The following is a 12,648-nucleotide window of genomic DNA, read 5'->3' on the forward strand; positions in this document are numbered from 1 at the left end:
GCCGACCTTCAGGACGGCGCGTGGCATCGACAACGGACGGTATCCTGATGCTGCACACCTCGTACCGCAACGGGGGGCCGCCATGCCGGATAGGGTCGACGCACTGACCGATGCGCAGCGCGAGACATTGGCGCCGTACGTGCGGGACTGGATCGAACGGGGCACGGACTGCGCACCGCTGGATGACGCCGGACGGGCCGAGGTGGTGGCCGGCATCCGCCGCTGCTACGAGGCGGCCGGGCTGCCGTGGCACGGCAACGTCGTCTGGGTCGGCTCGCCCGTCGTCGGCGCGGCGGCGGTGGCGCAGGCCGTGGTCCGGATCGAGCGATTTCGTAACCCGCCGCCGCCCCTGACGAGGCCCGCGCCCCGCCGGCGCCGTGTGGGCGAGATCGTCCGGATCGGCGCCGCGGTCGGCGTCGTGGCCGGATTCCTGGCCGCCGCGCTCGCCGGCACCTGGGCGGGGGTCGCCGTCTATGCCGGCCTGGCCGGTGCGCCGGCCGTCGTGGGCGCGGTCGTCGGCGGCCTCTTCGCTGTCGTCGCGGTGGTGGGCTCCAACTCGCGCAGCAAGGCCGACCCGGGCGTGGGCGTGGCGCTGCTGGGGCTCGTCGGGACCGTGGTCTTCGCCCTGGAGGGCGCGTCGATCGGCGCCTGGCTCAGCGGCGTGCGGACCGGCTTGGGCAGCTGGTTCGGGCCCGCGGCCGGGGCCGGGCTGCGCTGGGGCCTGGCCGCGGCGGTGGCCGGCGCTGTCGTCGCGGCGGTGGTGGCGGCGTGCACCCGGGTCGTGGTGCCCGAGCCGCCGCGCCCGCCGGCACCCGAGCCGGCCCTCGACCGGACCGCCGAGCGGATCTGGGACGCGGTGCCGAAGGCGGTCCGCGTCGCGGTCGACACCGCGATCAGCGACGCCGTGCGCGACGAGGTCGCACGCGCGGCCCACGACCCGGTCCGGGTCGCCCTGCGCGGCCTGCACACCACGACTGAGAACGTCGTCAACGCGAGCCTGGATGACTACCGCGCCGTCCCGCTCAGCGCCGACGAGCGGCTGCTGCGCCAGACCGTCGCCGGCGTCGCTGATCGTCTGGTGACCGCCGTCGCCGGACCGGCCGGTCCGGCCCAGTCCGGCACACCCGGCTTCGTGAAGGCGCCGCGCCTGGCCGAGGCCGTCAGTCCGCACGTCGGCGGCGCCTACGCGGCCAGCCTGCTCGCCGGCCCGCTCTGGCTCCGCGAGCATGCCGGCCTGCGGCTGCCCGGCAACCTGTGGGGGCTCGCCGACGCCTACACGGACGCCGGCCGCGCCGGATGGTGGTGGCCGAACGCGGACTTCGTCGTCATCAGCGAACGCCCACGGGAGATGTCCGTCGTGGAATCCGATGACCATCTCCCGCAGCTGCACCGCGAGGACGGCCCGGCCCTGCGCTGGTCCGACGGGGTCACCGCCTGGTGCACGCATGGCCGGGCGGCCGACCCGCCGGACCGGATCGACTACTCCGGCGGGGCACTGACCGGGATCTGAAGGTGCCCCGCGGCATCGGGACGGCCGTCTGCAGCCGGCGGACGCGCAGCACGCGCTCCTTGTGCGTGAGCCGCACGAGGAGCGCACGCAGTCCACCGGTGTCGACATGGTGACCACCGCTACAGCGACGAAATTCATCCGGCAATGACCCGGCAAAATGCAACCGCAATTACCCGATGACCGGTCATGAGCTGCGAATTCCCATCGGCAACGCGGCATCGCGCAGCATGGACGACAATCGTTTTTTGTCACCTGTTCACTGTCGGAATGGCAGTTATTACCGTGCCTTCCGCGGGACATCGAGGTCCTGCACGAGTGAGGAGGACGTAACTGATGACCGGTTCCGGCAACGGGTTCCCCATCGACCGGCGTTCCCTGCTGGCCGGTGCCGCCGGCCTGCTGGCGGGTGCGGCGCTGCCGGCCACCGCCGCGCACGCGGTGCCGGCCGGCCCCCCGGCCACCTCCGCGCGGCCGTACCCGCAGAACTGGCCCGAGCTCTCCCCGTACGGGCTCGCCGACAACCGGCCCGACCTCTGGCCGCGGGAGGACAACTCGTTCGTCCTGCCGTTGGAGCTGCGCCCCCGCGACGAGGCACTCGGCCGGGTCTGGATGCGCGACACCTACGTCAACTGCTTCGTCGTCGACGGCCGCCCCGTCTACGTCGCCACGGGCACCACCCGCGTGCCCGGGCTCGATGCCGCCGGACCGTGGAACGACGGCATCTTCATGTGGACGGCGCCGTCGCTGCACGGGCCGTGGCGGCTGGTGGACACCACCGGCATCCGGCCCGGCGCCGAGCGGGGCAAGGTGTGGTCGCCCGAGTTCGCCGGCGAGAACCGCCCCGGGCGCACGGTGGTCGCGCCGTGGCAGGAGTACTGGTCCGACACCCAGTTCGGCAAACGCGGCCAGGCGTGGGCGCCGGAGGTGCACCACTTCCGCGGCACGTGGTACATCGTCGCGTGCATGGGCGACCACGCACAGAAGGTCGGCTCGTTCATGCTGGTGAGCGAGGGCGGGCTGGAGGGCCCGTACCGGCTGGTCGAGGGCAACCTCGACAAGCCGTTCGGCGACTCGTTCATCGGCGGCCCCGCCTTCATCAAGCCCGGCGCCTACCACCACATCGACGGCGGCATGTTCACCGAGGGCGACGACGCCTGGCTGGTCCTGCACAACAACCTGTACGCGAAGTTCCGCGACGACATGGAGGACATCGTCCCGGCGACGAACCTCCCGGCGTTCCGGCAGACGCCCTACGCGCCCGAGCCGTATCTGGAAGGCGCGTACGTGTTCAAGCACGGTGGCAAGTACTTCCTCGTCCACGCCGCCTGGGACCGCACGTCCACCCGGACCGACGGCACCACGCGGTACGCCTACGACACGCCCGCCCCCGGGCGGGTGCAGTACCAGTACGACGCGATCGTCGCCGTCGCCGACGCGTTCGAGGGGCCGTACTCGAAGCGGTGGACGCTGGGCGTGGGCGCCGGCCACAACAACATCTTCGCCGACCGCAGCGGCCAGCTGTGGGCGACGTTCTTCCGCAACCCCAACGTCGGCTACTGGGCCGACCCGTCGCGCATCGCCGACGCCGCGGTACCCGGCGTCGTGAAGCTGGAGTGGACCGGGCCGCAGGGCAACCGCCTGTACGTCCAGCGCCGCAACCCCGGCCACCGCGACGGCTGACGTCCGCCGGGCGGCCGGGGTCGCGCGCGGCTCACAGCCTCCGGTACGCGCGCAGTGCCGCCGCCCCGCCCGCGACGGTCAGCACCGCGCACCACAGCAGCGAGACCAGCACGCAGTGGCCGGCGTCGTGGCCGACCACGTGGGCGGTCGCCGCCCTGCCGTGGACCAGCAGCCGCAGGGTGTCGGTGAAGACCGTGACGGGCTGGTTGCGGGCGAACGGCTGCAGCCAGCCGGGCAGGGCGGCGAGCGGGATGAAGGCGCTGGAGACGAAGAGGAAGAGGAAGAACGGGGGCGTGAGCGCCTGCACGGTCTCCGGGTTGCGGCTGGTCAGGCCGATCGCCGCGAAGACGGCGAACAGGGCCACGTCGACGGCGAGCAGGACGGCGAGCCCGCCCAGCACCCCGAGCGCGCCGGCGTGGAACCGGAACCCGAGCAGCCACCCGGTGGCCAGCGTCAGCAGGGTGGCCACCGCGTTCACCAGCAGGTCGGCGAGCGCGCGCCCGGCCAGGACCGACGAGCGCGGGGTCGGCAAGGACCGGAAGCGGTCCAGGACGCCGCCCGTGGCGTCCTGGGCCAGGCCGGCCGCGCTCGTGAATCCGCCGAAGATGAGGTTCTGCACCATCATGGCCGGCACCACGTAGTCGATGTAGCTGATGCCGGGCACCGGGATCGCGCCGCCGAACACGTAGCGGAACAGGGTGAGGAACAGCATCGGCGACGTGACGGCGGCGACCGCCGTCTGCGGCGTCCGCGCGATGTGCAGCAGTTGCCGGCGGGCGACGGCGAGCGGGTCGGTGAACAGCGCCGACGGTGGCAGCCGGTCGGGATGTCGCAGCTCGGTGCCGGGGTTCACGCCGTGCTCCCTTCGGTTGCCGCCGCGGCGGCCGCGGACGGGGTGTCGTGGCCGGTCAGCGCGAGGTAGACGTCCTGCAGCGTCGGCCGGTGGACGGCGACGTCGGCCAGCGCGATGTGTCCCTCGTCGAGCAGCCGGACCGCTGCGGCCAGCCCAGCGCTGCCGCCGCGCACCGCGATGGTGATCCTGGCGGTGTCCGGGTCGACCCGGGGGGATGCGGTGGCAATGGGTGCCAGCCGGCGGACCGCGTCGTCGATCGAACCCCGGCCGGCCAGGGTGAGCATGATCCGCTCGTCACCCAGCCGGGCCTTCAGCTGCTCGGTGGTGCCGCTCGCGACGACCGTGCCGTGGTCGAAGACGACGACGGTGTCGGCGAGGTAGTCGGCCTCGTCGAGCTGCTGCGTGGTCAGCAGTACCGTGGTGCCCTGCGCCGCCAGGGCGCGGATCCGGGCCCACAGGTCCAGCCGGGCGGCCGGGTCGAGGCCGGTGGTGGGTTCGTCGAGCAGCAGGACCGCGGGCTGCCCGACGAGGCTCGCGCCCAGGTCGAGCCGCCGGCGCATCCCGCCCGAGTAGGTCCGCGCCGGCCTGTCCGCGGCGTCCGTCAGGCCCAGTTGGTCGAGGACGTCGACCGCCCGGCGGCGGGCGTCGCGGCGGCGCAGCCGGTAAAGACGGCCCACGATCTCGAGGTTCTCCCGCCCGGTCAGCGTCTCGTCGACGGCGGCGTGCTGGCCGGCCAGCCCGATGAGCCGGCGCACCGCCACGGGCTGCGTCGCTACGTCGAAGCCCCCGACGGCGGCCCGGCCGGCGCCGGGCCGCACCAGCGTGGCCAGGATGCGCACCAGGGTCGTCTTGCCCGCACCGTTGTGTCCGAGCAGGCCCAGGACGCTCCCGCGCTCGACGGCGAGGTCCACACCGGCCAGCGCCTGGACCCGGCCGAAGCGCTTGCGCAGCGAGTCGACCTCGATCATCGGCCTCACGGCCGGCCCCCGTCCGCCGTGGCCATCTCCACCGGCCGCGCGGCCGGCCGCTCGCCGGTGATGCCCACGGTGGGCAGCCACCGGGCGAGCCGGGCCGGAAGCCACCACGCCCGCGCGCCCAGCAGGTGCATCGTCGCCGGCAGGATCAGGCAGCGGATGACGACGGCGTCGAGGAAGACCGCGGACGCGAGGCCGAGGCCGAACTGCTGCAGCACCCGCTCGGGGCTGAGCATGAAGGCGCCGAAGACGACGATCATGATGGCCGCGGCGGCGGTGACCACGCGCCCGGTCGTGGCCAGCCCCTCGTCCACGGCGGCACCCGGGTCGCGGTCGCGCTCCCACCGCTCGTGCATCCGGGAGAGCAGGAACACCTCGTAGTCCATGGACAGGCCGAAGACGACCGCGAAGTTCATCACGGGCACGTAGGCCTCGATCGGGCCGGGCTGCATGCCGAACGTGCCGTGCTGGAAGACGACCGTGATCACGCCGAGCGAGGCGCCGACGCTGAGCAGGTTGAGCAGGGCGGCCTTGACCGGAATCAGCACCGAGCGGAAGACCAGCATCAGCAGCAGCGACGAGAGGCCGACCACGATGGTCACGAACAGGGGCAGCCGGGAGGCCACGGCGGCGGCGTAGTCCTGGGTGGCGGCGGTGCTGCCGCCGACGAGGAAGGTCGCCGCGTGATCGTGCGCCAGCGGCGGGAGCACCTGTTCGCGCAGCCGGGTCGCGAGCCGGCCGGTCGCCGCGTCCTGCGGCTTGCTGTTCGGGAAGACGACGAACGTGGCGAGGCCGGGCGCGACGGGTCTGGGCGGCAGCACGGCGGCCACCCCCGGCGTGGTCCGCACCGCGTCGGCGGCCGCCCCCGCCGTCGCCACGTCGCCCTTGACCACGACGACGAGCGGTCCGCTGAATCCCGGCCCGAAGCCCTCCGCGAGCAGGTCGTAGGCGGCGCGGCTGGTGCTGCCCTGCGGATCGCTGCCGGCGTCGGCGAAGCCGAGCCGCAGGCCGATCGCGGGTGCGGCGAGGGCCAGCAGGGCGGCGAAGGGCAACAGCAGCGCGGTCCACCGCGAGCGCCGGATCAGCCCGGACCAGCGCCGCCATCCCGCGCCCTCGGTCCGCCGCCGGCGGCCCGCCCGCCGCTGTACCGTCCGCTCGAAGCGCCGGCCGAAGACGGTGAGCAGGGCGGGCAGCAGGGTCAGCGAGGCGACGACCGTGAGCGCCACCGTGATCGCGACGGCGACCGCGACCCCGCGCAGCGAGCCCAGGCCGAGCGCGACCAGCCCCATCAGGGCGATGATCACCGTGCCGCCGGCGAACATGACGGTGCGGCCCGCCGTGTCCAGGGCGGTACGCGTCGCCTGCTCCCGGGTCGCCCCGGCGGTCAGCTCGGCCCGGTAGCGGGAGAAGACCAGCAGCGCGTAGTCGATGCCGACGCCCAGGCCGACCAGGCTCATCATCGACACCGTGAAGTCGGCAACGCCCACGACGTGCGAGGCCAGGATGATCAGCCCGGTGGTCGCCCCGACGGCGAAGACGGCGACGACGATGGGCAGGGCCGCGGCCAGCAGCGACCCGAACAGCACCACGAGGATCACGAGGGCGGCGAGCATGCCGGCGCCCTCGGCGGCGCCGCCCGGCTTCTGCTCGGCGTCGCTCACCGCGCCGCCGCCCAGTTCCACGCGCAGGCCGCCGGTGCCGGCCGCCTTGGCGGTGTCGATGATCGTGCGGACGTCCGGGGCCGGCACGTCCTCCTTGGTGCCGTCCAGGGTCACCGTGGCATAGCCGATGGTGTCGTCGCGGGAGATCGCGGACCGGTCGTCGTACGGGCTGCGCACGTCCACCACGTGCGGCAGGTTCCGTACGCGGCCGAGCATGGCCTGCACCCGGTCCTGGACCGCCGGGGCCGGGAGGCCATCCGGGTCCTGCAGCACGATCTGCACCGAGTCGCCCGCGTCGGCGGGCGCCTGGGCCCGCAGCGTGTCCAGTGCCGCCTGCGACTCGGTGCCGGGCAGGGAGTAGTCGTTGTGGTAGTCGCTGCCCGCCGCCTGCGCGCCCGCGGTGACCGCGACGAGGACGAGCACCCAGGCCGCCAGGGACCACCAGCGATGTCGCTGGGACCAGCCGGCGAGCCGTACGAAGAAGTTGGCCCGTTCGCCGGCGGGCGCCGGCCGTGGCTTCGGCATGGCGGTAGCCTCCAAGGTCCGATCCGCTGGATGCGCCGGCAACGCTAGGGATCGGCCACGGCGACGCAAACGCCCCGAGGGGCGAGGCGTCCGTCCCCTCACGGGGGGAGCCCGGATACCACCTGGGAGGGATACGGCCAGGTCACCGGCCGGATAGCATCGAGCGATGCGGCGTCGGGCACAAGTCATCGACCTCGGGATCGGCGCGCTGGCGTTCGCCGTCACGCTCGCGATCCTCGCGGCGCGCGGCCTCGGCACGCCGAACCTGCACGATCGTGCCCTGGACCTCCCCGGCGTTCTGCTCGCCGCGGCGTCCACGCTGCCGCTGGCCGCGCGGCGGCGGTTCCCGACGGCGGCCTTCCTGATCATCGCCGCGGCGAGCCTGGCGCTCATCGGGCTCGCCTATCCGCTCGACGCCCCGATCGGCGCGACGGCCGGGGCCTACACGCTCGGGGCGGTCTACGGCGGCCAGCGCCGGTCGTCCCGCCGGGTGACGGCGACGCTCGCCGTCGCGGCGTTCATCCCGGCGGTCGCCGCCGTCTACGCCGTGACCGGCGTCGACGTGCCGAGGATCTCGATGGACCTGCTTTTCTGGGCCGCCGTCCTCGCCGGGTTGTGGATCGTCGGTGACCGGACGCGGCTACGGGCCGAGCGGATCAGCGAGCTCGCGGAGCAGGCCCGGCGCGTGGAGCGCGAGGCGCAGCACGAGCGCCGGCTGGCCGCCGCCGAGGAGCGCACCCGCATCGCCCGCGACCTGCACGACTCGGCCGGGCACGCGATCAACGTGATCCTGGTCCAGGCCGGCGCGGCCCGCCTGCTGCACCAACGCGATCCGCAACGCTCGCAGCTCGCGATCGGCGTGATCGAGCAGGTCGCCCGCGGCCTGATCGAAGAGATCGACGGCCTGATCCACGCCCTGCGCGACGACGTGGCCCCCGGCCCGTCGACGCCGGGCGACGAGCTGGCGATCGCCGACGTGCTCCGCCAGCACGAGGCCGCCGGGCTGCGGATCTCCGCCGACATCCAGGGTTCCCGGCCGGCGCTGCCGGCGAGCGTCGCCTGGGCGACCCACCGCATCCTGCGGGAGGCGTTCACGAACGCGACCCGGCACGGCACCGGCAGTGCCGAGCTCACGCTCGTCTTCGGTGCCGAGGAGCTGACGATCACCGTGACCAACCCGGTCCCTGCGGCGCCGCCGTCCGGGGCGGGCGACCGGCGCGGACACGGCATCCTGGGCATGCGGGAACGGGCCGGCATGCTCGGCGGTGCCCTCGACATCGGCGCGCGGGGCGACACGTTCCGGCTGCACGCCCGGCTGCCGTACGGCGGCCTGACCCCGGCCCAGAACGCTCAGCAGACACACGACGCCCACGACGCCCACGACGCGCAGGACATGCAGAACGCGCCGGGGGCACACCGCGCACCGGGCGGCCGGCGGCCGGGCGCCGCGAGCATCGGCGCGGCCGCCTCGTGACCGGCCGACGGGTGCTCATCGCCGACGACGACGATCTGATGCGCGCCGGCCTGCGCGCCATTCTCTCCACCGACGACGCGATCGAGGTCGTCGACGAGGCGGCGAACGGGGCCCAGGCCGTCCAGCGCGCGGTGCACCACCGGCCCGACGTGGTCCTGATGGACGTCCGCATGCCCCACCTCGACGGCATCGCGGCGACGCGCAGGATCACGACCGCCGTCCCGCACGCCCGGATCCTCGTGCTCACCACGTTCGAGGACGAGGAGTACATCTTCGGCGCGCTCAACGCCGGGGCCTCCGGTTTCCTGTTGAAACGCACCCGGCCCGAGCAGCTCATCGCCGCGATCCACACGATCGCGGACGGCGACTCGCTGCTGTCGCCGTCGGTCACCCGCAAGGTGATCCAGCGCATGATCGACGCCCCGCGACGTGATCCGTCCGCCGGTCATCGGCTCGCGACCCTCACGCAGCGGGAGCGCGAGGTGCTGGAGCAGGTCGCGCGCGGGCTGTCCAACGCCGAGATCGCCCGCACCCTGGGCGTCGAGGAGTCGACCGTCAAGACCCACATGAAACGGGTGCTGGCCAAGCTCGACCTGCGCGACCGGGTGCAGGCCGTGATCCTGGCCTACGAGACCGCGCTCGTCCGGCCCGGGCAGTGAAGCCCGCGAGGCCCTCGGCGCCGGGGGTGCTCAGGGCAGCTTGAGGTTCCGCGGCAGCACCACGCTCCACAGTGGACCGTCGTGTAGGTCGAAGGCGCCGGCGCACAGCGAGGCCTCACTGTCGTGTCAGCGCAGGCCCACGGTCAGGCCGGGCGCGCCGGGCGGTAGCTGGACCCGCCTGACCGCCGTCAGGCCGTGCGCCGCGAGCAGCCGGGCCGCGGAGTCGCCGTCCAGTGGGGTGCCGCCGTAGCCGACGGTCTTGAAGCGGGCTATCGCGTTCTCCAGTTCGGTGCCCTCGTAGATGCCGTGCCCGATCATCAGCATGCCGCCGGGCCGCAGCGCGGCCGCGATGCGGGCGACGCCGTTGCTGAAGGCCGGCTCCGGGACGAAGGGCGCCGGAATCCAGGCGAGGTCGTAGCCGGCCTCGTCAGCCAGCTCCGCCACGTCCGCGTGCCGCACCTCGACGCGGTCGGCGACCGGGGACGCCGAGATCTGGGCCTGGGCCAGCCGCAACACCCTCGGCTCGACGTCGAGGCCGACCACGTGCAGCCGGGGAAACGCCTGGGCGTAGCCGATCGCGAGGGCGCCGACGCCGGTGCCCACGTCCAGCATCCGGGCGCCCGGACGGGCGAGCCGGTCGGCGAGGTCGGCGAAGTGCGGCAGCACAAACCTCGTGAACAGCGCGGCCGCCGAGCCGCTGGCCCGGCCCTGTGCGATCAGCGTCTCGTCGCTGTGGGCCGACCAGCCGGCGTGCGACCCGTCCAGCAAGGCAGCGGCCTGCAGCAGCGGCGAGGCGGCCATGCCGTGGACCTGCTCCGCGGAGAACGGCAGGCGCGACGGGTCGGCCAGCGCGTCGTCCAGCCCGGCCGCGGCCATCACATCGCGAGCCGCACCGGCCAACGCGCCGCCGGCGGCAGCGCCGGTGGCCACCGCCAGCGCCGCCAGGCACGTCGCGCCCAGGTCCCATTCGCGCACCGCGCCGGTGATCCGCATGGTTACCTGCTCGTCGGTCGTCTCGCTCACGAACGCTCCTGTCAAGGCCGGGGGCCCAACCGTACCCCCCCCACGGCCACGCGTCCGCTCCGGCGAAATCCGAGACGGCCCGCGAACGCCGCGGACTCGTGCGGCGTCCCCGATCGGGCGCCGCCCGGCCCGCGGCGGGTTGCGCTCAGCACACCTAGCGCTCGGGCAGCTCGTGCATCGCCGTCTCCTCGGCGCTCGGGCCGCCGCCGGCCGCCCCGGCGTCGTAGGCGATAGCGTCCTTCTCCAGGTCCGGGCCGATCCCCTCGTCGGGCTCGACCAGCCGGCCGACCGTGCCCTCGCCGCCGATGCCGGTGTCGTACATGGAGACGGGCGAGTCGCGGTCCGGCTGGATCGGCGCCGCGTCGAGCACCGTGTCGTCGTCGACGGTGTCGAGGTCGGTCCGCACGGCTTCGGCGTCGAACGACTCGGCGTCCGACGGCGACGAGCCGGCGTCGGCCCGCTCGCCCGGGACCTCCAGCGCCGGGTCCGGCACCTCGCGGTCGAGCTTGAGCTCCAGCGGCTCGCCGGCGCGGGCCTCCTCCGGCGTCGTGCCGTATTGGTCGATCGCCAGCGGGTGGTCGTCGCGGTCGAGCGGGAGCAAGCCCGGGTCGGGGCCGTCGGCGATGCGGGGGGACTCCACGTCGTCCCAGGCGGTCGAGTCGTCGTCGGCCACGTCCGGCAGCCCTAAGGCCTCCGGATCCGACACGCGCCGGGGAAACTCGTCACGCGCTGTCTCGCCGTCGTCCGCGGCGTCGGTCATGCCCTCGTCGAAGTCCACCGCGTCGGACAGCTGCTCGGCCGAAGGCTCCCCGGACCCGCGAAAGTTCTCGCTCGCCATGGTGGCCGAGTACCCGGCCAGGGTGAGGCCACACATCATCCGTGTCGTTTGCCGGGCGGCCGGCGGGGTAGGCGCCCGACATGGCGGAGGACAAGGACACGGGTGTCTGGCGGGACGAGGAGCGCCTGCCGCTGCGCGACCTGGTCGCGGCGGTGGCGGTCTCGGCCGCCGACGGCCAGGTTGACGATGTGGCGGGCAACGACGCAGGCATCCAGGAATGCCTCGACGAGCTGCAGGCCGAGCAGGAGCGCGAGGGCGACCACGACCCCGACCCGACCAGCGCCGAGGGCCGGGCGCTGCGCACGGACTTCACCGGGCTGACCGGGCCGCACTGAGCGCCGCCTACGACCGGGCGACGCGCCGGGGTCACCGAGCGCGGATGCTAGGGCGGGGGGCCGGCGGTGCCGCGCACGACGACCCGGGTGGGCAGCGTCACGTGCCGGGACGCGACGTCGGCCCCCTCCAGGATGCCGCGCACCAGCTCGCCGGCGACGATGCCCTGTCGGGTCACCGGCTGGTGGACCGTGGTGAGGTCGAACATGTCGGCCAGGTGGTGGTCGTCGATGCCCACGACCGACATCGTGTGCGGGATCGCGACGGCGGCGCGGCGCAGCGTGCGCAGGGCGCCGAACGCCACCTCGTCGGAGAACGTCACGACGGCGGTGGGCGGCCGCGGCAGGCTCAGCAGCTCGCTCATGCCCTCCACGCCGCCGTGGCTGCCCCAGCGGCGGTGCACGACGTACTCGGGGCGCACCGGCAGGCCCGCCTCCTCGAGGGCCTCGGTGAAGCCGCGCAGCCGGGCGCTGGGCGCGGCGTACTCGAGGCTCCAGGTGCCGTGCGAGTTGATCATCGCGATCCGCTCGTGGCCGGCCCGGACGAGCTGGGCGGTGGCCTGACGCCCGGCGGCGACGTCGTCGATGCGCACGTGCGGGTGGTCCTGCAGCGTCCCGCCGGCCATGACCACGGTGACGCCCATGAGGTCCAGGCGCCGCCGCTCGTCGTCGCTGATCGGTAGCGCGATGAGCACGAGGGCGTCCACCTGCCGCCGGGCCGGCAGCTCCTCGAAGAACCGCCGCCGCTCCCGCTCCTGCTTGACCTCGTAGAGCAGCACGTCGAGGTCGGTGCCGCGCAGGCTGGTCACGATGCCGTCGAGCATCGCGGCGTAGAACCAGTGCGCGACGTCGGGCGTCACGACCGCGACGCGGCCGCTGGAGCCCCGGGCCAGCCGGGCGGCGTCCGGCGACACCGCGTACGAAAGGTCCTCGGCCAGGCTCTTGATCCGCCGCCGGGTCTCCTCCGACACCCCCGGCGCGCCGCTCAGCGCCCGCGACACCGTCGCGATGGAGACGCCGGCGCGCTCGGCGAGGTCCGCCATGTTCAACGCCACGCCACCACGGTAGATCACGTAAGCGGTTACGTCGGCAGAAACATTCGTGGTTGACACAACGCCG

The 12,648-nt window shown here is 74.1% G+C and carries 11 protein-coding genes; 5 read left to right on the plus strand and 6 right to left on the minus strand.

The window, feature by feature from the left end; genetic code table 11:
- Positions 1 to 82 precede the first annotated feature (82 nt).
- Positions 83 to 1,510, plus strand: coding sequence for a DUF6745 domain-containing protein (locus tag ACQP2P_RS21215; RefSeq protein WP_433618465.1), 1,428 nt, complete (start codon positions 83 to 85; stop codon positions 1,508 to 1,510).
- Between the two features lie 333 nt (positions 1,511 to 1,843).
- Positions 1,844 to 3,190, plus strand: a complete 1,347-nt coding sequence (locus ACQP2P_RS21220; protein WP_433618466.1) for a family 43 glycosylhydrolase — start codon at positions 1,844 to 1,846, stop codon at positions 3,188 to 3,190.
- Positions 3,191 to 3,221: 31 nt separating this feature from the next.
- On the opposite strand, the gene ACQP2P_RS21225 is transcribed toward ACQP2P_RS21220, so the two are convergent.
- The 3 genes from ACQP2P_RS21225 to ACQP2P_RS21235 are packed head-to-tail and all read right to left on the minus strand — an operon-like array spanning position 3,222 to position 7,203.
- Complete coding sequence (locus tag ACQP2P_RS21225; RefSeq protein ID WP_433618468.1) at positions 3,222 to 4,043, minus strand: ABC transporter permease; 822 nt, start codon at positions 4,041 to 4,043, stop codon at positions 3,222 to 3,224.
- Entirely contained in the window at positions 4,040 to 5,011 is a 972-nt protein-coding gene (locus ACQP2P_RS21230; protein WP_433618469.1) for an ATP-binding cassette domain-containing protein, read from the minus strand. The genes ACQP2P_RS21225 and ACQP2P_RS21230 overlap by 4 nt, the downstream gene beginning before the upstream one ends.
- A gap of 5 nt (positions 5,012 to 5,016) precedes the next feature.
- Positions 5,017 to 7,203, minus strand: coding sequence for an MMPL family transporter (locus ACQP2P_RS21235; protein ID WP_433618471.1), 2,187 nt, complete (start codon positions 7,201 to 7,203; stop codon positions 5,017 to 5,019).
- A gap of 166 nt (positions 7,204 to 7,369) precedes the next feature.
- Here ACQP2P_RS21235 and ACQP2P_RS21240 point away from each other — a divergent pair, with 166 nt between their 5' ends.
- Positions 7,370 to 8,677 (plus strand): histidine kinase, encoded by a 1,308-nt coding sequence (locus tag ACQP2P_RS21240; RefSeq protein ID WP_433618473.1) that lies wholly within the window; start codon positions 7,370 to 7,372, stop codon positions 8,675 to 8,677.
- 38 nt (positions 8,678 to 8,715) lie between these two features.
- Positions 8,716 to 9,336, plus strand: coding sequence for a response regulator (locus tag ACQP2P_RS21245; RefSeq protein WP_433619198.1), 621 nt, complete (start codon positions 8,716 to 8,718; stop codon positions 9,334 to 9,336).
- Between the two features lie 126 nt (positions 9,337 to 9,462).
- On the opposite strand, the gene ACQP2P_RS21250 is transcribed toward ACQP2P_RS21245, so the two are convergent.
- Together ACQP2P_RS21250 and ACQP2P_RS21255 are read right to left on the minus strand one after the other, a co-directional pair.
- Positions 9,463 to 10,359, minus strand: a complete 897-nt coding sequence (locus tag ACQP2P_RS21250) for an SAM-dependent methyltransferase (protein WP_433618475.1) — start codon at positions 10,357 to 10,359, stop codon at positions 9,463 to 9,465.
- A gap of 154 nt (positions 10,360 to 10,513) precedes the next feature.
- The gene (locus ACQP2P_RS21255; RefSeq protein WP_433619200.1) at positions 10,514 to 11,119 is read right to left on the minus strand and encodes a DUF5709 domain-containing protein; all 606 of its coding nucleotides are present in this window, start codon (positions 11,117 to 11,119) and stop codon (positions 10,514 to 10,516) included.
- A gap of 158 nt (positions 11,120 to 11,277) precedes the next feature.
- Here ACQP2P_RS21255 and ACQP2P_RS21260 point away from each other — a divergent pair, with 158 nt between their 5' ends.
- Positions 11,278 to 11,532: a hypothetical protein gene (locus tag ACQP2P_RS21260; protein ID WP_433618477.1), complete on the plus strand. Its 255-nt coding sequence runs from the start codon at positions 11,278 to 11,280 to the stop codon at positions 11,530 to 11,532.
- Between the two features lie 47 nt (positions 11,533 to 11,579).
- Here the strand turns inward: ACQP2P_RS21260 and ACQP2P_RS21265 are convergent, their stop codons facing one another.
- The gene (locus ACQP2P_RS21265; RefSeq protein WP_433618478.1) at positions 11,580 to 12,584 is read right to left on the minus strand and encodes a LacI family DNA-binding transcriptional regulator; all 1,005 of its coding nucleotides are present in this window, start codon (positions 12,582 to 12,584) and stop codon (positions 11,580 to 11,582) included.
- Positions 12,585 to 12,648: the final 64 nt, after the last annotated feature.

The organism is Dactylosporangium sp. CA-139114 (assembly GCF_050955725.1).
In the GTDB taxonomy this organism is placed as follows: Bacteria; Actinomycetota; Actinomycetes; order Mycobacteriales; family Micromonosporaceae; genus Dactylosporangium.

Excerpts from the sequence above, each read along its gene's own strand:
- ACQP2P_RS21240 (WP_433618473.1), top strand. The coding sequence starts at position 7,370 with ATGCGGCGTCGGGCACAAGTCATCGACCTCGGGATCGGCGCGCTGGCG.
- ACQP2P_RS21220 (WP_433618466.1), top strand. The coding sequence starts at position 1,844 with ATGACCGGTTCCGGCAACGGGTTCCCCATCGACCGGCGTTCCCTGCTG.
- ACQP2P_RS21260 (WP_433618477.1), top strand. The coding sequence starts at position 11,278 with ATGGCGGAGGACAAGGACACGGGTGTCTGGCGGGACGAGGAGCGCCTG.
- ACQP2P_RS21215 (WP_433618465.1), top strand. The coding sequence starts at position 83 with ATGCCGGATAGGGTCGACGCACTGACCGATGCGCAGCGCGAGACATTG.
- ACQP2P_RS21245 (WP_433619198.1), top strand. The coding sequence starts at position 8,716 with ATGCGCGCCGGCCTGCGCGCCATTCTCTCCACCGACGACGCGATCGAG.
- ACQP2P_RS21255 (WP_433619200.1), bottom strand. The coding sequence starts at position 11,119 with ATGACCGACGCCGCGGACGACGGCGAGACAGCGCGTGACGAGTTTCCC.
- ACQP2P_RS21230 (WP_433618469.1), bottom strand. The coding sequence starts at position 5,011 with ATGATCGAGGTCGACTCGCTGCGCAAGCGCTTCGGCCGGGTCCAGGCG.
- ACQP2P_RS21235 (WP_433618471.1), bottom strand. The coding sequence starts at position 7,203 with ATGCCGAAGCCACGGCCGGCGCCCGCCGGCGAACGGGCCAACTTCTTC.